An 18416-nucleotide genomic window follows, 5' to 3' on the forward strand; every position below is an offset into this window, starting at 1 on the left:
GGAAGTTAAGCTCATCTGCGCCGAAAATACTTGGCTGGAGACGGCCTGGGAAGATAGGTAATGCCAACACGGAAAGGGTCTGGTCTGACCAGACCGGACCCTTCTGTATTCCTCCTTAGCTCAGTCGGTAGAGCATGCGGCTGTTAACCGCAGGGTCGTTGGTTCGAGTCCAACAGGGGGAGCCATAAGAGTTGGGCTTGCCGTCACGTGATGCGGCGGCAAGCCTTTCCTCTTTCTTTGAAGTGAACAACCGGTCGAATGGGCCTTTAGCTCAGTTGGTTAGAGCAACCGGCTCATAACCGGTCGGTCCACGGTTCGAGCCCGTGAAGGCCCACCATTTAGGGGTATAGCTCAGCAGGTAGAGCAGCGGTCTCCAAAACCGCGTGCCGAGGGTTCGATTCCTTCTGCCCCTGCCACTTAAAATCCAGCGTTCGCTGTTTATATAGATGTTCAAATGGCGCGGTAGTTCAGTTGGTTAGAACGCCGGCCTGTCACGCCGGAGGTCGAGGGTTCAAGTCCCTTCCGCGTCGCCATTTGCTGCTGTAGCTCAGTCGGTAGAGCGCATCCTTGGTAAGGATGAGGTCTCCAGTTCAAATCTGGATAGCAGCTCCAACTTTAAGCACTGAAAACAAGGGTTTTCGGTGCTTTTTGTTTTGCTTTCGCTATTTTTTAACAGGAAACGGATTTTTGCCATTTTTGCAGTTTTGGATAAGGCGCAACAAAAGGCGCAACATTGACCAAAAGCAAGAGCCGGACGGGTGCAACCCCGCCCGGTTTTCTTATTATTAGGCTTGTGCTTTCAGTGCGTCCCGGACAACCTGTCCGGCCCTGCGTATGCTTTCCTCATTGGCGTGGGCGTACATTCGGAGCGTTACCGATGTATCGGAGTGGCCCAGGCGTTCACTGACCGACACCACGTCTGCGCCGTTGGTGAGTGCAAGACTGGCGGAAGTATGGCGGAGCTTGTGCGGGTGGAAATCCTCTATACCGTATCGCTGACCGAATTTCTTAAAGTAGCGGGTGGGGCTTTGGGGGTGCATAATGTCGGGGCTGCTGTCCTGGGTGAATACATACCGACTGATAGCTTTCCCGGCCTGTTCAAGGCGGAGCTGCTGCAAGAGCTTCAGCACGTCCGGCCCCACGTCCACCGTCCGGGACTTGCCGTTTTTGGGGTTGGTGACATAAACCCCAGCAGTAGGGGTGTATTGAGCATTGCGCCGGATCGTGATGGTGCCTTTTGCCCAGTCGATATCTGCCCATTCCAAACCGCAAGCCTCCCCGCGCCGGATGCCGGTATCAGCAACAAGGTTTATATATGTCTGCCACTTCAAGGATTCATTCTCCAGGCATTGGAGGATATACGCAAGCTGCTGGACAGTATAGGCTTTTTCGGATTCGTCCTGCGCCTTTTCCTCTTTGCGTGGAGAGGGGCGCTTCACCTTCAACATGGGATTGGTCTTGATCGTATCGTCTAAAAAAGCCATTTGGAAGATACCATTCAGAATGTTGTAGAGCTTGACCGCCGATGCGTGGGCGTGTCCGTTTTTCTGGAAATCAAGCAGCAGTTTGGAGAGCATGGCGGGGGTAATGTCCACCATAAGGAAATCGCCCAGGACAGGGAGGATATGCACATCAAGGTTCCGCTGATAGCTTGACCGGGAGTTTTCGGAGAAGGTGGCCTCTTTCGTGGGCATGAAAACGCCAGTGGCATATTGGCGGAGTGTTTTCAACTTTGCATTTTCCAGAGCGGCAAGCCGCGCTTTTTCTTCATCCTCTTTTTTTGTGGAGATCGTTCCGTCTGCAAGCTCATTTTCGAGTTGCGCTGCAAATTTGTTTAACTCCCGCTCAATGGTTCGTGCGCTCCAACCCGGTTCCGGCCTCCATGACCTTTTGACCTTACGGCCCCGGCCCCCGCTGGCCTGGACTTTATAAACAACTGCGCCGGTGGCGTCATACTCCTTCTTGATGCTGGCCAATGGTTATACCTCCTCTGCTGGTGGATTAGTGATATTTGATATGACAAGTTTAAGGTTTTGGGCAATTCTAAATTCTAACATATCAAAATAATCATATGTGCCAACAAGATACCCTTCCTTTGTCCAGTGTTCTTTTACCGGCGGGAGAACACCAAAACGGTCAAGTTCAACGGCAAGTTTAACTTTTTCAAGATTTGGAATATCTGGGAGTATTGCTTGAAAGGTTTTATCTTCCAGAATAGCACTTATGATGCGTAAATAGTCCGGGCTATCATGGAGGGAGTGGAGATATTCAAGCGCCGATTCTGTCAGGCCAGAATAATCACACATTTCCCGTTTGTCCACTGCGGACGTTCTTACTGTTGTCCGTCCCAAAAGGTAATCAGTGGACACCCCGTAGAAGTCAGCAATTTTACAGAGATTTTCAAGGGATGGGCGGGAAGTTCCCAGCTTGTATTGGTTTACTGCCTGAATGGAACAGCCCAGAAAATCCTTTAATTCATTGCTATCAGTTATTAGCTCATTTAATCGCTGTGTAAGTGGAGCTGATAGCTTTTCGGCCACGTCCATTTCGGAAGCGGCATTTTTTTTGCGCCCCATAGCTGACCCTCCAAATAAATATTGCTTTCACATATACAAATCTGGAAAATAACGCTTGAAATCTGACGTAGGGTGTGCTATCCTAATGGAAAGAAGCAACACTTTATATACCTTATTATAATAAAGTGTTGCTTCAATGTCAATAGGTAAAACAAAAATAATTGAAAGGACGGTAAAAAAATGCAAGCTACGGCAAACAAGCAAATTGTACCCTTCCAGAAAATCGCGGAGGCCAGCAAGACAACCGGGTTGTCTCAATACTACCTGCGCCGGGGGTGCCGGGATGGTTCTATCCCGCACACCAAATCCGGGCAGACCTTTTTTGTGAATGTTCCGGCGCTGCTGCGGCAGTTAGGGGCGGAGAGTGAGCCGGAGAACGTATGAGGGGAAACAGAAAAACCCGCTCCACGGCGGCAACCGTGGAGCAGGTCAAGGCGGGAGCGGGGATTGGATAAGCCACCACTTCCACCACAGATGATACCACGACGGCGCGGAGCCGTCAAACGGGGAAAATTACTGATTTTCTCAGCTACGGCCAAGAAAATGCCATGCCTTTGCGCCACCTGGAGAGCTTGACCAATCTTCCAGGCCGGGAGGTTCGGCGGCAGATCGAGCGGGAGCGGAGAGCCGGGGCGCTGATTATCAGTGACAACCAGCACGGCTATTTTCTGACCGATGACCCGGCGGAGGCCCAGCGGTTCGCCCGCTCAATGCAGCATAGGGCGCGGGAGATACTGCGGACAGCGCGAGCGATTGAGAAGGGAGCGGGAATTGGATGACAGAGCAGCCCTTTGAATCCTTTGTTTTCTACCGGTCTTTTCGAGACGCTATCGAGGAGATGACCGATGCCAACAAATTGGCAACCCTCCTTGCAATCTGTGATTATGCCCTATATGGCGTAGCTCCAGACCTGAAAGACGCAATGTCAAGAGCTGTTTTTACTGTGGCCAAGCCCAGTATTGACGCAAATAAGGCCAGATGCAGAAACGGTGCCAAAGGCGGCAGGCCACCTAAAAAACCTATGGTTACTGATTCGGAAAACCTATGGTTTTCAAAAAACGAAAGCACTTATACTGAATCTTATACTGAATCTATATCTAAAACTGAAGCAAAAGAGGCGGACAAGCCGCCCAAACGCCCCCGCTTTGTTCCGCCAGAGGTGGAGGAAGTCAGGGCCTATTGCCTTGAGCGCGGGAACGGGATAGACCCGGCCTCATTTGTAGACTACTACGCCGCTCGGGGGTGGAAGCTCAACGGGGGCCAGACCATGAAAGACTGGAAAGCCGCCGTCAGGACTTGGGAGCGCAGGCACAAGACGGAGCAGAGAGGAGGGGATGAAGATGACTACTGGTCCCAATAACGAAAAGCTGCTTTTCCACCCTGAGTTCATGGATCCAGACCAGCCGCCGTTCGGTCTGTTCTGGTGCAAGGACGCCGAGGACATGCAGGCCGTTCAAATCAACGCCGTCTGTAAGGGCCTGCTGACGCCCTGGAGAGAGCTGGGGGAATGGTCAGAGCTTATTTGCCGGTTTCCCTATGTTCTGGTGGCCGTGCCTCCCGGGCCGGAGCGGGACAAAATAGCGGAAGAACTGCAAGCCCGCTTTCCAATCCCTGTCCTTGTACCGGGGGACAGCGCCTTTCACGGCTGCGCTTCCACCCGAGAGCTGCGGGACAACTACGGCACACAGGCGCTTGACTGGCTGATTATCGACGCTCAGGAGCTTCCCGCCCCTGGTGTGCTCAATGTGGCGGAGATTGACTGTGACGCAGAGGCCAGCATCAAGCGGACAAGCTCCGGTTTGCCTTTGCTCGACCGGGAGATTGGCGGCTTTGCCCCGGGAGAACTGTCGGTCTGGACCGGCCGCCGGGGCGAGGGGAAATCAACGCTGCTGGGCCAAATCCTCTTGGACGCTGTCAACCAGGGGCACCGGGCCTGCGTTTACTCCGGGGAGCTGCCAGCGAAGCAGTTCAAGCGGTTTATCCGCCAGCAGGCGGCGGGGTACCTGCACGTAACCCCACAGGAGGACCCCCGCACCGGCAAGACCTTTTACATGGTTAACGACGACGTGAAGGGGCCAATTGATGACTGGTTTAGGGGAAGCCTGTTTCTTACAGATATCCGCGACAAAAACGCCCACGATGAGGATACCATTTTGCGGCTGTTCGAGGGCGCTCACCGCCGCTATGGCTGCGATACATTTCTGGTTGACAATGTGATGACGGCCCAGCTGCGGGGGGAGGCGGCAATGGGATATTACCGGGCGCAGTCGGCCTTTGCGGGCCGTCTGTCGGACTTCTGCAAGCGGCAGAATGTCCATGTACATCTTGTGGCACACCCCCGTAAAACAGAGGGCAACAGGCCCCTGGAGGCCGATGACGTAGGCGGATCCGGCGATATCACAAACCGGGCTGACAACGTGCTGAAGGTGGAGCGTGTACCGGAGGAGAAGGTGCAGGAGCTGGGGTACTCCACATTGCTTACCGTCCTAAAAAACCGGGAATTCGGCTCCAGGGGCAGGGTCAAGCTGGAGTTTAACGAACCGTCCCGGCGGCTGTACCAGATGGGCGGTTCACCGGCGGCACGGTACGGGTGGATGAAAAAATACAGGGGTGGATGTTGATGGGAGCTAAAAGCCAAACAAAAGGCAGGAGGGCCGAAATTGAGCTTTCCAAAGTCCTCCAGGGGTACGGCTATCCAGTAGAGCCGGGGCAGGTGTTGAGTTATGGGGAAGTGCCGGACTTGTCCGGACTCCCCGGTATCCATGTCGAGTGCAAGCGGGCGGAGGCACTGCGGCTGTCTGAATGGATGGAACAGGCCGAGCGGGACGCCCAGCGGTTCGGGGACGGCCTTCCCGCCGTATTCTTCCGCCGCTCCCGCTCGCCGTGGATGGTCTGCATGACATTGACGGACTGGCTGAAGCTATACCGTAGTTACCAGCCGCCGAGAAGCAGTAACCACGGGGGATAGTTTATGTATTGCGTGATACAAGAAGTTCGGCGGAAGAAGCCGGACCTATACGGGGCGTATCGGAAACTGGAAGCGTATCAGAACGAATGGCGCTTTGATGACCGGCCTTTTACTTGGTCCTATCGGCACACTGGCGGCCGGTTTGAGCGCCCACACCTGGAGGCATACAAAATCAGCATTCACAGCAGCTACCGGGAAAGCGGCGTGGTCAAAAAACGGCAATACCCCATTCGGACTATGGGCTACTACGATATCGCTACGTATAGCCTGTACGATTGCGCGGACGGCAGCATACAGGCTACAGCGGACAAGCTAGGCATGGACCCCGCCGAACTGTACGAGATCATAGAAACCAAGCTGGAGCTGCTGCGAGAACGCATAGAAGCGGAGTTCCACCAATCCCCTGAGTACATAACCCAGCAGGAACACGAGCGCATTATAGCGGATCACCTGACCGCACAGAACAAATTTTGTAACAAGTACGATGTGGAGAAGGACGAATACAACCGCTGTTATGACGTGTTTGGTGTACTGAGGAACAGAGGGTATCTGGCGAAAATCCAGGCACAGCACAAAGCCCGGAAGCAGTCAGAGCGTAGGTACCGGGAAAGTTGGCGCAGTACCTACGAGCAGTATGCAAGCGGTAGTTACTCCGTCTCCGCTTCCAGTACCTACACCGACGCCGAGCGGGACATACTCAGGCAGTTTTACCGGAGTCTGTCCAAGACCTACCACCCAGACCTGAATCCAGGCAAGGATACCACAGAGGAAATGCAGCTGCTGAACCGGCTGAAAGAGATGTGGAGCGTATAGCTGTCAGGGGCGGAAAAATAGGACTGTCCTCATTTTTGAGGAGAGTCCGTATGAAATAGGCAGCAAGATTGTCATAGTATTACGGCATAAAAAAAGAGGGGGATTCTGTGTTCAGACAGAGAGGTGGCTGGAACAAGACCCACGGGACGGCGGAAAATACGCCCAGGATTGACAGCTTCGACCCTGCGATATCAGAGGGCGGCGGTGTGCTATTTGTCTGCGCGGATGGGATAAACCGGCTGATTGACTGTGACCGCTACACGGACTATGGACCAACCCCGGAGGCAGACCGGGAGATTGTGGAGCTGTGGGGGAAGGTGTGGAGCCAAACCCTGGAACTGTCCCGGAAAAGAAATGGATTCGGCGGCAGTCAGGCCTTCTTTCTGTGTCCGGCCTGCGGGGAGCGGCGGCGGTATCTGTATCTGTCCGGCGGTGTGTTCCTGTGCCGGAAATGCGCCCAGGTGAATTATAAGAGCCAGCAGGAAACCCGCTCGGACAGTATGTATTTCTATCACAAAGGCTGTGACTTGGTAGAAAAGCACCTGGACACATGGCCCAGGGTGCGCCCGGATGGGTTCAGCTTTTGCGAATGGATTCCAGAACGGCCCCGATATATGCACCAGACCACATATAGGCGCTATCTGCGGCGGTTCGCCAAGTACCAGGAACAGCACCGCCGCCGCCAGCTGAAGGACATGGCGCGGCTGCTGCGGCTGTTCAAGTAACGCAATAATAACGCAAGCCGGGGGTTCAATCGCCCCCGGCTCTTTGCTTATTTATACACGTCCCCACGGTTGCCGATGTCCAGCACTCGCACAATGAGAAGATCCCCGATGATGGTATAAAGCACCCGGAACGTCCCCACGCGGAGCCGGTAAAGATTTTCGTGTCCGCTCATAGGTTTTATATCCCCGCTGTCCGGCAAGCCCTGTATTGCCCTTAAAAGACGCTCACGCTGGGCCTGTGGCTGTTTCTGGAGGAACTTCATGGCAGGCTTGTCAATCTGTATTCTGTATGTCACAGAGATACCCCCAGCGCCTTTGCAGCATCCTCCAGGCTGACCGGCTGGCCCTTGTCCGGGTCTGCCTCATACGCCCGATACAGGGAATTGCAAAAAGCATCGTCCGCCGCCTCGCTGATAGCGTCCTTTGCGGCCTGGAGCATGGTGGCAATGTTGGCAAGCTGCCCATCGCTGAAGCTGTCCAGAATGGCTATACATTTTTCCCGGTTACTCATTAGCTTTGCCTCCTTTTCATCTTGCGGGCTATAGTGTCTCTCTGCGCCTGTGTCTCCACCGCTCTACCTATAAACTCTGATACTCCCTCTCCTGCGGCCTGTGCGGCCGCCTGCGCGGCTTTTAGAGTGGAGGGGGATAGGGATATGCCCCTATCCTCTATGGGCGCTCCTGTGGCCTCCTGGCCTGTCCCTGGGGCCATGTGCCCATTTATGGCGGCATTGATAAATGCGTTCACGCTCTGTCCCTGGGCTTCTGCCGCCGCTTGTATGGTATCCTTCTTCCCTTTGGGCATGGTTACATTGATACGGTCATAATTTGCAGCCATGTATTTATTAACCGCCTTTTGCTGCGCTTTTGATGCTGGCATTGCGTAACCTCCTTGATTTTTTGTTTTGCTTTCTATGGACTAAATGAACACAATGGACGAAATCCCTCCCTTGTGGCCTATTCTGTCCATTTAGTCCATTCTGTCCAGTGGGGGAGCGTTTGAAGTTCAGACACCTTCTCCAGTATAACTCTATTGTATCACGTTTATCTATCTATGCAAATATACAATGTCAACAAATATATCTGCACAAATATGTATATCACATCAATAGAAATATCTGCGCAGATATAGTATAATTCATATGGCGCAGATTGCGCCCCCGGCCCCGTTCTTGACAGTGATACCCCGGGACCGTATAATTGAAAGCAAGGAGTGATGAAGCATGGATGAAAGAGCATTACTAGAGGCTATAGGCCAGATGATGGATGAAAAGTTCGACCAGAAATTGCAGCCTATTATTGAGCGGTTGGACAAACTGGAGGAATCCAATGAGGAAGTCCGCGACGGAGTAAATGCCCTGCTTGAGTGGGCAGAGGAATGCGGGAACGTCATCAAGTTCCCTCTCCCAAAAGTAAAATAAGCAGTAAGGCGGCACCGGTTATCTGGTGCCGCTTTTCTATTTCCCCGCCCACAGGCCGCTTTAAGAGTGTGGGGTGGAATACCACCCCATAAAGGAAAGCCCGTCAGAACGGCGCTGACGGGCTGTGAGAGCTATTTGGGAGTGTCTTCTGGCTCTTGTGCTGTCATTCAATAACCAAATCCTCTACCACGACCCCGAGCGCCTCTAGCTTTGCTTTTGCCTTGCGGAGCTGGTTATTGACTTCTTTCTCCTTGTCTACTGCTTGCTTGATACGAAGCAAGTCCGTGTAGACGTCAATCATGTTTGTGGCCTGTTCCTTCTCTGTCATAACATCAACCTCCTGCATTGTGTTGACCTCCTTCTGTGTCGCGCTCTCCGATGCAGTCAAGGACATAATCCCTTAACACCGCATTAGATGTTCTGCCTTTGTCTGTGCAATAGGCTTTGAATTTTTCGGCCTGTTCTTTCTTCACACGACACGCTAAACTTGCGATGTTTTCCCGCTGGTATTTGGCCGATGCGCGCCGCTGGGCCTCTGTCGGTGCCAACACTTCACCTCCTTTAAGACACTTATATTATACAACAAAAATATATGATTTACCATATATAAAATGCACAAATATATATGATTAACTTTGTCTGTTCTGCCCGTTGATATATGTTTAATCATATAGTATAATTCATATTGTCAGGAGGGACCAGCCCACTGGGGAGCCGACAGCCCCCACAAACGCCGGAGGCGTACTCATGAGGACACCGGGTGCTTCCAACAAGGAGCAAGTGTCTGGCGGGTGGGCAAGCCCCCAAAATATGAAAGGAGCCGACACCATGAGTATGAACGAACTGAACAGCACCGCCCGGGACCTGATGAGCGTCCGGTCCATGATTGAGGAGCTGGAGGCAGAGGCCCAGGCCCTCACCGACAAGCTCAAGGCCGCAATGGTGGAGCAGGGGGCCGAAGTCCTCCAGGGGGATGGCTGGAAAGCCACCTGGAAGAACGTCAACAGCCAGCGCTTCGACAGCAAGGCTTTCAAGGCCGACCACGCCGACCTCTACGGCCAGTACAGCCGCCAGACCACCACCGCCCGCTTTGTGCTGAGCGTATGAGAAGGGCCCCATATCCAACCAGCCAACCAAAGCGTTTGGATATGAAGCCCACACACAGCCCAGGAGGCCGGTAACTCAATTATACCGGTCTCCTGGGCATATTGCAAGGAGGATTTTTTTAATGCCGGTAATGATATTAAGCGAGAAAGAATCTGCACTTCTGAAATGCGCCCACATGATTCTGGCCGACCAATGTCCGCCGAATCGCAAGTATTATCTGTGCATGGTGTCGGAGGACTGCACCGGGGATTGTACCCAATGTTGGATCAATTACTTGTGGGGAATTGGAGAGGGCACCGTCAGGCTGCCAAAGGGGAGGTAGGCAGATGAACGAGAGAGCGAAGACCATCGGTCTGATTGCCGACATGCTGTGCAGGATTTCGGATGAATCCCTGCTGAACCGCATTTACCGCTTCACCAAGTACATCTACATACATAGAGATGGGAGGGCCCAGCATGAAGGTTAAAGTAGATGACGGCGGCTTTCGGTTTGAGCGGGAGCCAATGGAGCTGGAGCGGTTCAACGCCCTGTGCAGGCTGGCCCGGGACGCTATCGCTGGCGCTGTATTCCTGGGCGCGGTCTATATGATGGGCGCATGGGCGCTGGCGGCACTGGTGGCCGTTGGGGTGTACAAGCTGGCAAGGGAATCTTTCAAATGAATCAGCAGGGCCGGGGTATACTCCCCGGCCTGATTTATTTAGGCGCAACAAAAGGCGCAACATGCAAGCTAAAAGGCGCAACATCAAGAGGCGATATCTTATAACAAGCTACAACGAGGAAAATTCCAAACCCAATGCGGCGCAACGGATAGCGGCGATAAGCTACAAAAAGCGAGAACAAGAAAAAACAGCGCAAAGGTAATTGGTAAGGATGAGGTCTCCAGTTCAAATCTGGATAGCAGCTCCAAGAAAAACCCCGTAACTGCAAGGCTTAATAGTGACAAGTAACTATTTGCCGCAGAGGGCGGCGTGACCGAGTGTCACGCCGTCTTTCTGCGTCCATAGGTGGTTTGCGTTATAACAGGTTCGCTGATTTCCGGTACTTCCACTTCCTCCAGGAAGTTGAAAACGATCTTGACCTTCTGCGTCCGTTTGCCGCTGGACTTGTCCGGCGCATAGACGATGATCTGCTTGATGAACTCATTCACAATGGTCGGCGTCAGCTCCGGGATGTCCACATACTTTTCCAGCAGGGCGAGGAACTGGTCAACATTGTCCTCCATTTCCTCACGGGTCGCCACCCAATCGTCCAGACCGATGATCTCATTATTCAGACTGGCCTGCTCCGCCTCATAGCCCTCCAACATCTTCTGGTAACGCTCCTGGCTCAGATTGCCGAGTACCATGTCCTCATAGATACGGGTGATGAGCTTGTCGATGTCGGCCAAACGCTTCTTCGCTTTCTCAAGCCGCCGCTTGTCCTCCCGGATAGATTTCTCCTGTTCCTCTCTCCGGCACATCAGCCAGTCCTCCTGAAAGCCCTCCACATCGGCTCGGATATACTCCGTCACGGCCCGGATACGCTCCAACACCACATCCCGCAGAACGTCCTCCCGAATATAGTGCGCCGAACAGGTCCCCCGTCCGCTCTTGTACTTGGCGCAGACATAGTGGTCCTGCTTGCCGTCAAAGTTCTTACAAGTGGCAAAGTGGAGTTTGCTCCCACAATCAGCGCAGACCACCAGACCTGAGAACAGTCCTTGCCGCTCCGCTTTGGTCATGCGGCGCTTGTGCTGGCGAAGCTCCTGCACCCTGTCCCACTGCTCTTTCGGCACGATGGCCTCCTGGGTGTCAGGCAGGATAAACATATCCGCACTGGCGTTGGGGATGCGCTTCTTGAGCTTATAGGACTTGGAGTAGGTCTTGAAATTGCAGACGCAGCCGGTGTACTCCATCCGTTCCAGAATGCCGACAACAGACTGTTCCACCCAGTGGCAGGGACGCTCCGGCATGGGCTTGCCCTTGCGCTGGGCGTAGAGAGCCTTGGTAGTCAGCACACCGTCCGCTTCCAGGATTCGGGCAATCCGGGACGGGCCTGCTCCGGCAATCGCCAAGTCAAAGATACGCTTGACAACCGGGGCGGCATCCTCGTCCAGAATCCAGTGGTCTTTATCCTGCGGGTCAGGCTGGTAGCCATAAGGCGGCTTGCCCAGGTGCTTGCCGCTGGTCCCACGGGTTTTCATCACAGAACGAACCTTTTTACTGGTGTCTTTGGCATAAAAATCGTTAAAAAGATTACGAAACGGGGTGAAATCGTCAGTCCCCCTGGCACTGTCCACGCCATCGTTGACGGCAATGAACCGCACATCATAGCTGGGAAAAACGATTTCCGTATACCGGCCCACCTGCAAGTAGTCGCGCCCGAATCTGCTCATGTCCTTGACAATCCAGGTGCCGACCAAGCCCTGCTCCACAAGGGAAAGCCCCTCCTGTACGCCGGGGCGGTTGAAGTTCGTTCCGGTATACCCGTCATCCACCAGAATGCGGGTGTTCGTGAAGCCCTGGTCAGCGGCGTATCTGGTCAGAATAGCCCTCTGATTGGCAATCGAATTGCTCTCCCCATCAAGGGTGTCCTCATTACTGAGGCGGCAGTACAAAATCGTGATTTTCTGCTGATCCACGTTGTTGTCTCCTTTCTTCTGTGGGTCAGCTGACAGTACCGTAGTGCATGGTTCTATGATAGCATGATCTTCTCGTTTTGTCGACATCAAACCGCCCCCTTATCCGAAAAAATCATACGGCGCATCAAGCTGGGAAGCGGCTCGTCCCCGGCGCACTCTGTCTCGATGATATACCAGGTGTTACCGATTTTGCGGGTCACCTTGCAGGAGAAGGGATTTCTCATGCCATGCTCCTTGTACCATTCCTCAATAAAATCGGCGGGTGCTTCAAACATCGGCTCATAGCAGGCGCACAGGTCGATGGGTTCGTACACATAGCTCTCAAAATTGTTCAAATAATTTCCTCACTTTCATAAAATCCGTGGACGGTTAGACGCCCGTTTCGGGCGCTCCGAATACAACTACACAGGCCCCCTCTCAATTACGTTCCAGAAGCCCGTGATATCGGGCTTTTCAAGGGCCTAAAGCGTTACATAGCGGCCTTGTGGCGGCAACATGACCGCCTATAAAAAGATAACAGCGAACTCAAAACTATCCGTACATACGTACATCGGTACAGGGTCAGCATCCCTTGTACGCCTGTACGCACGTACAGATAATTTCATTTCTCTGTTCATAATGCAGTCGGTCTTATCAGAACCTCGATGCCCACATAGCCCCGGCATCGCTTGCCGCTGCCGATATACACGTTGTTGGTGGCCTCCAGCCGGTAGGCATCGGCGTTCTGGGCGATGAAACCGGAAAAGCTCTTGGGCGAAAGCGGGTTTTCTGCGTTATCCTCGCACCAGACCTTATAGGCGGCGTACAGGTCACGGGTAGCGGCCTCGCTGTCCGCCTTGAACTGGACATAACCGGCAGAGGTCAGAAAGTCCACGATGTTGTTGGCCTCCCGAACTACAACGGAGATGTTCTCTTTGGCCCGGTCGCTGATAGTGAAACGGTAATTGTTTACCAGCAGGCGGTGAAGCCCGTCCAGACACCAGAGGAATATCCCCTCGCGCTCGGCAATCAACTTTTCAGAGAGAAACGGATCATCCGTCCGCTCTGCTGGTCTGTCCCGCGTAGTCAAAACGATCTGGCGGCGAAAGAAGCCGTCAGACCTGTCATGGAGGGCGGTCAAGGCCCCGTTGCCGAAGCAGAGAAACCGCACATAAAGCTGGCTCTGGTAGCTCTGAACGCCTTTGCGCTCCATGTCCATCTTACACTCCGAAGTTACGATGGATTTGATATAATTGGTCTTGGGCAGAGCGCTCATGTCCATATCATCGTCCACCATCAGCAACTTGCTCTCCAGGTCGGCGCGGCTGAACCGATTGTTCTCCACTTTCTGGATGCTGGTGGTGTTCATGCTGTCCCCAAAGATGGAGCGCATCACCAAACCGATACGGCTCTTGCCCTCGCCTCCTTTACCAATGAGCATCAGCATCTTCTGGCCTTTGGTGGTGGGGAGCAAACAGTAGCCCAGGTATTCCTGCAAGGTGGGGATGTCCTCCGGGTGGAGCAGCTCCGACAGGAACCGAAGCCACTTCTCCGGCGGCGGCGCGTCAGGGCGATAGCTGACGGTCAGGCGATTGTTGCAGTAGGCTTTCTCCGGCGAGAAGCGGCCATCCACAAACAGTGTGCCGTTGGCAACATGGATACGGTCGCACTCCAATTCTATCGGTTCCGAGTACGCCGCCATCCGCAGGGCGTTCAGAAGCTCGTCTACCTTTCTGGCGATTTTGGTTTCCAGCCACGGACTGATTTGCTCGTAGATTTTCTTCTTCAAGCTGCTCTCGTCCGCCACCAGCCCATCCACCGTGTAGAACCGCCCCCGGATGCAGCGCATGGGATGTTCCCGAAGGAATGTCCGGCAGAACTCCGGCTCTATGAGCTTGTAATCCTCCGTCAGCCAGTCAGGAAACCCGGACTGCAATTCTTCATTTTCATTCAATCTTGCATACCTCCAATCTGTAAAAATCGGGCGTCTGTTGCGCCCTCCTGCTGTGGTTATGAGCAAATTTGAAAAAACCGGGCTAATGGCATGACAACCCTGTTTCAAAAAACATGACAGAGGGAATTTCGGCAGCGGCTTCCAAAATTCCCTTTGTCAGTGTAATAGCGATTACCGCTCCATGCTGTGTCTCGTTGCGGTTTGCGCCGCCCTGCGCTCGGCATCCTGCCTGGCAATCTCGGCCCTGCCCTGTTCCAGTCTGGCGAGGACGGACTCTCTGGCCTTCTCCTTGATCTGCCTGGTGGCGGCAGCTCTGACCTCCGGTTTTCGCAAAACCGCCTGCACCTTGGCAAGCACCTTTTGAGCGGCTTTGTGGATCAGCTCCTGCGCCTTTCCCAGCACCTTGCCGATCAGCCCTTTTTCCGCTGGGGAATAGCGCCGCTCCGGGGCCAGACACCAGTCCTTGTAATCGGAGATGATCTTCTCGTCCTGCAACTGCGTCTCGGCGCGGACGGCATCGGTCACAAGCTCCACGGCCTTGTCATAGGCGATCTCTGTGACCTCATCAATCAGGGCCTCGGCATCCTCCAACCGAAGCGAAACGGCCTCTAACGCCTGTGCCTTTTCTTCAATCGCCGTCTCCTGCTCCGTAATCAATTTCTTTTGCTTCTGGATGATATAGTCGTTCTTCTCCAGATAGCTGCGCCCACGGTTGCCGGGGTCAGGTTCTTCCTCGACCACCAGACCATGTTGCTTGCAAATATCAAACAGAATGACCCGGCAGACCGCATCGAAAACCATCTTCCGATTGTTGGTGCGCCCCGGCTTTTTCTCAGGATCAGGCAATTCAAATCCGAGGGCCTCCAGTGCCTTTTCCTGCTTCGGCTCCACCTCGCCATAACGGTTCACATAGTCGAACACGTGCCGCTCATGGATATGGGGCGTGGCCTCATCCAGATGGAGCGCCCAGTCAATGACATGGACGTGTTCACCGAAACGCCGCTCCAACTCCATCATAAATTCCCCGACAATTTCCAGAAGCACATCCGGGGAAACGGAGTCCTCCATCGTGCCGATCTGGTAGATGGTTTCCTCCGGGCAGAAGCGTTTGTCTGCCAGCAGATCATCCACGCTCCGGTCACGCTCGGAGTGGCGGCGTTTAGCGTTCCGTTCATGCTGGCCGTCCAGGTAATCCGAGTAACGGTTCAAATAAAAGGCCCGTTCCACATCCGCGAAGGAAACCGTCCCGTCCTGCTGGGCCGGATAGGTCGCACCCCGAAAGCAATCCCAATAGATGTTCTGCTGAATGCGCTCACCGTCAATGTGGTCAGCGTGTTCGGTATCGAAGGTTCTGTCATTGTGCGTTGATTTGTAGACTCCGCTTTTTCCGGCTCTCCCGTTGTGCCGGGTCAGTCTTTTTGACATTCTGTTCTCCTTCCTGTTTTTCGTTTTTTGCTGTTCCGGGAGTGGCCAAGGGCGGCGAAGCCGCCGAATCTGTGTGCTTTGCGCCAGATAATAACCCAGTATAAAGTGACGCAGAGCATCACTTTACTGGGCCAAGGGTTTCACCCTCTGGACACCTGAGCAGGCGCTGCCGCCCTGCACCCGCCCCAAAGGGCTTTGCCCTCTGGACACCCAGCAGGCGCTGCCGCCCTGCACCCGGCCCAAAGGTTTCACCTCTGGACACTGACCAGACGCTCGCCGCTCTGGACTTGGCGCAAAGGGCTTGCCGCCCTCTGCACTCCCGCATTTTTCGGAAGTCCTCTGACTTCCGAAAAAGAGCCGTTGACTGGTACGCTTCCAGCGCATCCAGTCAACGGCTTTCTATTATGGTTATGAGCAAATTCGAGAAAAACAGGCTAACAGCATGACAGCCCCGTTTCAAAAAACATGACAAGCCATCTTTCCAATCAGGGGCGGCTGTGGTATAATGAAAAACGAAAAAACATGACAGGAGGCAGCGCACTTGAATTTGATTGAACACACGCTTCTGACACTGGATTTCTGGCAGGACAATGTGACCTACGAGGGGAAGTCTATGCCGACCGGGACACTGGCCTGTGCCGCGCTGAACCTCTCCGATGAGGTCATAGCAAAGCTGTCCCAGCTCTGTACGCCGCTCAATCTGTATATGGGGGCGCTCCAACTTGGACAGGCAGACATGGCGCAGATGGAGGCGGCGAGGGAGAGCGCCTTTCAGATTGTGAAGCTTTTGCGGAACGTACCGCCGTTCTCCTGCCTGGAATATGAAATTGTCCGCAACTATGTCGATGCAGTTTTTACGGAGAGCTATCTGCAAAACACAATGGACTTTGCGAAGTCTGGAAATTTTGCCGGGGTGGTTTCGCCGGAATACCAAAAGGCACTTACTCTGCTGCGGGTATTGCCTGTCATGGCGCACTTGGGATTTTCCTTGGCAGAGTTCAAACGGGAGCTTCTGCCGTTCGCGGAGAAACTCCATGAGAGCAACAGGACACCAGACGGATACGCCGCCAGCTTTGGGCAATACTTTTCTCTTAATCCTGATATGTCGGCGAACAATCCCAGCTGGATGTCCCTTGCCAATGCCTCCGTCCAATATGCCGCCGCGACCATTCCCGGCAAAGAGAAGTCCCAGCTTGTGAAACGGATGCACTATGTCTCTTTTGTGGGGATGTTCCGCTCCGACTTATTCGAGGGCCTGTGCGTAGGTCATGCGCCCCGCAAATGCCCCATCTGCGGAACATGGTTCCTGACCACGGACGCAAGGCCCACAAAATACTGCGGCGGTCTGGCTCCGGGAGACAAGCGCGGGCGCACCTGCCGTCAGATCGGCAACCTCCGAGGGCGGGAGCAAAGGGAACGGGCTGACGATCACCCGCTGAAGAAAATCTATGAGCGCCGCACCAACACGATCATCCAGAAACTGCATCGGGGAACGATAGACGAAAAGACCGCCGCCGTGATGAAGCGGCTGGCGAAGAACAAGCTGGAACACGCTATTGCTGACCGGGAGTATGCCGCCGGTTCTTATGAATCGGAAATGACGCAGGAGGTGCTGCTGGCGGAGGCGCAGAACTATTTGAAATGACGGAGGTGGTGAGGCTGTGAAAGAGCGATTTGCAAAATATCCGTTTCGGGGAAACGCCCATGGCCTTACCATGTTTGAAGTCACCCATGTGTACCAGCTTACGCCTCCGCCGCCGGAACTGTATACGGTCAATGAGTATATCGTTGCCGCGCAAACATGGAATGACCTCCGCTTCTTTGCCTATTTCCTGCACCACATAGAACCACGCCTGAATAGACGGGTCAGCAATTTCCTCTTGCGGGAGGGGCTGGACAGATACGACCCGGAGCGGTTCCTGGACTATAAACAAAACTGCGTTCTCGCCATGCTGGAATGTCTGGAAAGCTATGACCCGTACAAAGGTGCGGAGTTCCTTACATATGCCCATCACGCCATTGGAAACGCTCTGATTCAATGCCGCATGATGGAAGAAAGCGGCTCCTTTTCTTCTCTGGACGAGTACAAGCGGGTTCGGAGTATTGCGTGGCTCTACAACGAAACAGGCAAATCTAAGGGCGAGGTGGTCAGCGACTACGCCCAAAAAGAGGGCTGCTCTGAGGAAACAGCAGAGCAGTATCTGACCGTGGCCCGGCTCAACCGCAATCATGTTCCGCTTTATGTCACAGCCCAGGACGAGGACGGAGAGGAAACCGGCGAGGATGTAACCAGGGACGATTCCTGGAATTATGCGGCGATCCTCTGGAACGGCACTCAGGCAGAGGCGGTTCAAGCTGCTTTTGAGAAGTTGACTTATCGGGAGCAGCGGCTTTTGGAGGAACGAAATGCCATCTGCATGACCTGTGGCCGGGTCAGTCCAATATCCAAGCGCAAGTCCTTTGAGGAATTGGCCGTGATGTTTGAGGGCAGTACCGCCAGCGGCGCAGAGAGGGCTTACCGCAAGGCGGTGGAGAAGCTGACCGTCCTGCTGGTGGAGGCCAGCGCGCTCCACGCTGTCCGGCTCCGGCGAAAATCGGTGAAGCGGACAAAAAAGAAAATCGCCGCCGCAGTCTACGAGTATCAGGCAGACTGCGACGGCGAGTGGGGTGAGATTCAGTTTGACTTTGTGAGCAGCACAGCGGAGATCGTCCGGCTGGCGGAATGGGATACAATGGTAAGCAAGATGTTTGCAGAGCGGGCAATAAAGTATATCAGGGCTTGTGATATAGAGCATCCGCCCCAAAAGCTACTGTTTGCGTTTTGAAAG

The 18416-nt window shown here is 53.9% G+C and carries 25 protein-coding genes and 5 tRNA genes; 19 read left to right on the top strand and 11 right to left on the bottom strand.

Translation table 11 applies throughout. The features are described from left to right. The first annotated feature begins 109 nt into the window (after positions 1–109). The 5 genes from D1159_RS02935 to D1159_RS02955 all read left to right on the top strand — a co-directional run bounded on the left by D1159_RS02935 (position 110) and on the right by D1159_RS02955 (position 612). Positions 110–185, top strand: a tRNA-Asn gene (locus tag D1159_RS02935). 75 nt (positions 186–260) lie between these two features. Beyond that, positions 261–337: transfer RNA gene (locus D1159_RS02940), tRNA-Ile, on the top strand. Between the two features lie 3 nt (positions 338–340). Beyond that, positions 341–416: transfer RNA gene (locus D1159_RS02945), tRNA-Trp, on the top strand. A gap of 40 nt (positions 417–456) precedes the next feature. After that, positions 457–533, top strand: a tRNA-Asp gene (locus tag D1159_RS02950). A 3-nt stretch (positions 534–536) separates the two neighbouring features. Next, a tRNA-Thr gene (locus tag D1159_RS02955) sits at positions 537–612 on the top strand. A 173-nt stretch (positions 613–785) separates the two neighbouring features. Here D1159_RS02955 and D1159_RS02960 read toward each other — a convergent pair. Together D1159_RS02960 and D1159_RS02965 are read right to left on the bottom strand one after the other, a co-directional pair. Then, entirely contained in the window at positions 786–1976 is a 1191-nt protein-coding gene (locus D1159_RS02960; RefSeq protein ID WP_161844210.1) for a site-specific integrase, read from the bottom strand. Between the two features lie 3 nt (positions 1977–1979). Next, the gene (locus D1159_RS02965) at positions 1980–2576 is read right to left on the bottom strand and encodes a helix-turn-helix transcriptional regulator (RefSeq protein WP_243152083.1); all 597 of its coding nucleotides are present in this window, start codon (positions 2574–2576) and stop codon (positions 1980–1982) included. A gap of 180 nt (positions 2577–2756) precedes the next feature. On the opposite strand from D1159_RS02965, the gene D1159_RS02970 reads away from it, so the two are divergent. The 7 genes from D1159_RS02970 to D1159_RS02995 all read left to right on the top strand — a co-directional run bounded on the left by D1159_RS02970 (position 2757) and on the right by D1159_RS02995 (position 7082). Beyond that, positions 2757–2960 (top strand): hypothetical protein, encoded by a 204-nt coding sequence (locus D1159_RS02970; RefSeq protein ID WP_161844211.1) that lies wholly within the window; start codon positions 2757–2759, stop codon positions 2958–2960. Between the two features lie 164 nt (positions 2961–3124). After that, complete coding sequence (locus tag D1159_RS02975; RefSeq protein WP_161844212.1) at positions 3125–3355, top strand: hypothetical protein; 231 nt, start codon at positions 3125–3127, stop codon at positions 3353–3355. Then, the gene (locus tag D1159_RS02980; RefSeq protein WP_161844213.1) at positions 3352–3936 is read left to right on the top strand and encodes a DUF6291 domain-containing protein; all 585 of its coding nucleotides are present in this window, start codon (positions 3352–3354) and stop codon (positions 3934–3936) included. Before D1159_RS02975 ends, D1159_RS02980 begins: the two co-directional genes overlap by 4 nt. Then, a complete protein-coding gene (locus tag D1159_RS02985; protein WP_161844214.1) occupies positions 3917–5197 on the top strand; it encodes a DnaB-like helicase C-terminal domain-containing protein in 1281 nt (426 codons plus the stop codon). Before D1159_RS02980 ends, D1159_RS02985 begins: the two co-directional genes overlap by 20 nt. Further along, complete coding sequence (locus D1159_RS02990) at positions 5197–5544, top strand: hypothetical protein (protein WP_161844215.1); 348 nt, start codon at positions 5197–5199, stop codon at positions 5542–5544. Before D1159_RS02985 ends, D1159_RS02990 begins: the two co-directional genes overlap by 1 nt. A 3-nt stretch (positions 5545–5547) precedes the next feature. Then, the gene (locus D1159_RS19110) at positions 5548–6357 is read left to right on the top strand and encodes a hypothetical protein (RefSeq protein ID WP_202620919.1); all 810 of its coding nucleotides are present in this window, start codon (positions 5548–5550) and stop codon (positions 6355–6357) included. Positions 6358–6464: 107 nt separating this feature from the next. After that, a complete protein-coding gene (locus D1159_RS02995) occupies positions 6465–7082 on the top strand; it encodes a hypothetical protein (RefSeq protein ID WP_161844216.1) in 618 nt (205 codons plus the stop codon). Between the two features lie 47 nt (positions 7083–7129). Here the strand turns inward: D1159_RS02995 and D1159_RS03000 are convergent, their stop codons facing one another. The 3 genes from D1159_RS03000 to D1159_RS20160 are packed head-to-tail and all read right to left on the bottom strand — an operon-like array spanning position 7130 to position 7961. After that, a complete protein-coding gene (locus tag D1159_RS03000; protein WP_161844217.1) occupies positions 7130–7378 on the bottom strand; it encodes a type II toxin-antitoxin system RelE/ParE family toxin in 249 nt (82 codons plus the stop codon). Then, positions 7375–7593, bottom strand: a complete 219-nt coding sequence (locus D1159_RS03005) for a hypothetical protein (RefSeq protein WP_161844218.1) — start codon at positions 7591–7593, stop codon at positions 7375–7377. The genes D1159_RS03000 and D1159_RS03005 overlap by 4 nt, the downstream gene beginning before the upstream one ends. Then, positions 7593–7961: a hypothetical protein gene (locus D1159_RS20160; RefSeq protein ID WP_347563626.1), complete on the bottom strand. Its 369-nt coding sequence runs from the start codon at positions 7959–7961 to the stop codon at positions 7593–7595. The genes D1159_RS03005 and D1159_RS20160 overlap by 1 nt, the downstream gene beginning before the upstream one ends. Before the next feature lie 343 nt (positions 7962–8304). Here D1159_RS20160 and D1159_RS03015 point away from each other — a divergent pair, with 343 nt between their 5' ends. Beyond that, the gene (locus D1159_RS03015) at positions 8305–8502 is read left to right on the top strand and encodes a hypothetical protein (RefSeq protein WP_161844219.1); all 198 of its coding nucleotides are present in this window, start codon (positions 8305–8307) and stop codon (positions 8500–8502) included. A 163-nt stretch (positions 8503–8665) separates the two neighbouring features. Here D1159_RS03015 and D1159_RS03020 read toward each other — a convergent pair whose 3' ends face one another. After that, positions 8666–8830 carry a hypothetical protein gene (locus D1159_RS03020; RefSeq protein ID WP_243152084.1) on the bottom strand — a complete coding sequence of 55 codons (165 nt, stop codon included), beginning with the start codon at positions 8828–8830 and terminating at the stop codon, positions 8666–8668. A gap of 4 nt (positions 8831–8834) precedes the next feature. After that, a complete protein-coding gene (locus D1159_RS03025) occupies positions 8835–9050 on the bottom strand; it encodes a hypothetical protein (RefSeq protein ID WP_161844221.1) in 216 nt (71 codons plus the stop codon). Positions 9051–9330: 280 nt separating this feature from the next. Between D1159_RS03025 and D1159_RS03030 the strand changes: the two genes are divergently transcribed. From D1159_RS03030 to D1159_RS03045, 4 genes are all read left to right on the top strand, one after another. Continuing rightward, a complete protein-coding gene (locus tag D1159_RS03030; RefSeq protein ID WP_161844222.1) occupies positions 9331–9609 on the top strand; it encodes a hypothetical protein in 279 nt (92 codons plus the stop codon). 121 nt (positions 9610–9730) lie between these two features. Continuing rightward, positions 9731–9931, top strand: a complete 201-nt coding sequence (locus D1159_RS03035; protein WP_161844223.1) for a hypothetical protein — start codon at positions 9731–9733, stop codon at positions 9929–9931. 4 nt (positions 9932–9935) lie between these two features. Next, positions 9936–10076 (top strand): hypothetical protein, encoded by a 141-nt coding sequence (locus D1159_RS03040; RefSeq protein WP_161844224.1) that lies wholly within the window; start codon positions 9936–9938, stop codon positions 10074–10076. Then, positions 10066–10269 (top strand): hypothetical protein, encoded by a 204-nt coding sequence (locus D1159_RS03045; RefSeq protein WP_161844225.1) that lies wholly within the window; start codon positions 10066–10068, stop codon positions 10267–10269. Before D1159_RS03040 ends, D1159_RS03045 begins: the two co-directional genes overlap by 11 nt. A 320-nt stretch (positions 10270–10589) precedes the next feature. Here D1159_RS03045 and D1159_RS03050 read toward each other — a convergent pair whose 3' ends face one another. The 4 genes from D1159_RS03050 to D1159_RS03065 all read right to left on the bottom strand — a co-directional run bounded on the left by D1159_RS03050 (position 10590) and on the right by D1159_RS03065 (position 15588). Beyond that, a complete protein-coding gene (locus tag D1159_RS03050) occupies positions 10590–12317 on the bottom strand; it encodes a recombinase family protein (protein WP_161844226.1) in 1728 nt (575 codons plus the stop codon). After that, positions 12317–12565: a hypothetical protein gene (locus D1159_RS03055; protein ID WP_161844227.1), complete on the bottom strand. Its 249-nt coding sequence runs from the start codon at positions 12563–12565 to the stop codon at positions 12317–12319. The genes D1159_RS03050 and D1159_RS03055 overlap by 1 nt, the downstream gene beginning before the upstream one ends. Before the next feature lie 278 nt (positions 12566–12843). Then, positions 12844–14145 carry a phage/plasmid primase, P4 family gene (locus D1159_RS03060; protein WP_243152093.1) on the bottom strand — a complete coding sequence of 434 codons (1302 nt, stop codon included), beginning with the start codon at positions 14143–14145 and terminating at the stop codon, positions 12844–12846. Between the two features lie 189 nt (positions 14146–14334). After that, positions 14335–15588 carry a hypothetical protein gene (locus D1159_RS03065; protein ID WP_161844229.1) on the bottom strand — a complete coding sequence of 418 codons (1254 nt, stop codon included), beginning with the start codon at positions 15586–15588 and terminating at the stop codon, positions 14335–14337. A 541-nt stretch (positions 15589–16129) separates the two neighbouring features. Between D1159_RS03065 and D1159_RS03070 the strand changes: the two genes are divergently transcribed. Together D1159_RS03070 and D1159_RS03075 are read left to right on the top strand one after the other, a co-directional pair. Next, entirely contained in the window at positions 16130–17233 is a 1104-nt protein-coding gene (locus D1159_RS03070) for a DUF6076 domain-containing protein (RefSeq protein ID WP_202620913.1), read from the top strand. Between the two features lie 16 nt (positions 17234–17249). Continuing rightward, the gene (locus D1159_RS03075) at positions 17250–18413 is read left to right on the top strand and encodes a hypothetical protein (RefSeq protein WP_161844230.1); all 1164 of its coding nucleotides are present in this window, start codon (positions 17250–17252) and stop codon (positions 18411–18413) included. Positions 18414–18416: the final 3 nt, after the last annotated feature.

It is taken from the genome of Pseudoflavonifractor sp. 524-17 (genome assembly GCF_009935845.1).
Lineage (GTDB): Bacteria > Bacillota > Clostridia > Oscillospirales > Oscillospiraceae > Pseudoflavonifractor_A.

Bases quoted from the DNA above. Each gene is read 5' to 3' on its own strand.
- D1159_RS02975 (WP_161844212.1), top strand. From the start codon at position 3,125: ATGCCTTTGCGCCACCTGGAGAGCTTGACCAATCTTCCAGGCCGGGAG.
- D1159_RS03035 (WP_161844223.1), top strand. From the start codon at position 9,731: ATGCCGGTAATGATATTAAGCGAGAAAGAATCTGCACTTCTGAAATGC.
- D1159_RS03065 (WP_161844229.1), bottom strand. From the start codon at position 15,588: ATGTCAAAAAGACTGACCCGGCACAACGGGAGAGCCGGAAAAAGCGGA.
- D1159_RS03030 (WP_161844222.1), top strand. From the start codon at position 9,331: ATGAGTATGAACGAACTGAACAGCACCGCCCGGGACCTGATGAGCGTC.
- D1159_RS03040 (WP_161844224.1), top strand. From the start codon at position 9,936: ATGAACGAGAGAGCGAAGACCATCGGTCTGATTGCCGACATGCTGTGC.
- D1159_RS02985 (WP_161844214.1), top strand. From the start codon at position 3,917: ATGACTACTGGTCCCAATAACGAAAAGCTGCTTTTCCACCCTGAGTTC.
- D1159_RS03020 (WP_243152084.1), bottom strand. From the start codon at position 8,830: ATGACAGAGAAGGAACAGGCCACAAACATGATTGACGTCTACACGGAC.
- D1159_RS03050 (WP_161844226.1), bottom strand. From the start codon at position 12,317: ATGTCGACAAAACGAGAAGATCATGCTATCATAGAACCATGCACTACG.
- D1159_RS19110 (WP_202620919.1), top strand. From the start codon at position 5,548: ATGTATTGCGTGATACAAGAAGTTCGGCGGAAGAAGCCGGACCTATAC.
- D1159_RS02980 (WP_161844213.1), top strand. From the start codon at position 3,352: ATGACAGAGCAGCCCTTTGAATCCTTTGTTTTCTACCGGTCTTTTCGA.
- D1159_RS02970 (WP_161844211.1), top strand. From the start codon at position 2,757: ATGCAAGCTACGGCAAACAAGCAAATTGTACCCTTCCAGAAAATCGCG.
- D1159_RS02965 (WP_243152083.1), bottom strand. From the start codon at position 2,576: ATGGGGCGCAAAAAAAATGCCGCTTCCGAAATGGACGTGGCCGAAAAG.
- D1159_RS03045 (WP_161844225.1), top strand. From the start codon at position 10,066: ATGAAGGTTAAAGTAGATGACGGCGGCTTTCGGTTTGAGCGGGAGCCA.
- D1159_RS02990 (WP_161844215.1), top strand. From the start codon at position 5,197: ATGGGAGCTAAAAGCCAAACAAAAGGCAGGAGGGCCGAAATTGAGCTT.
- D1159_RS20160 (WP_347563626.1), bottom strand. From the start codon at position 7,961: ATGCCAGCATCAAAAGCGCAGCAAAAGGCGGTTAATAAATACATGGCT.
- D1159_RS03015 (WP_161844219.1), top strand. From the start codon at position 8,305: ATGGATGAAAGAGCATTACTAGAGGCTATAGGCCAGATGATGGATGAA.
- D1159_RS03005 (WP_161844218.1), bottom strand. From the start codon at position 7,593: ATGAGTAACCGGGAAAAATGTATAGCCATTCTGGACAGCTTCAGCGAT.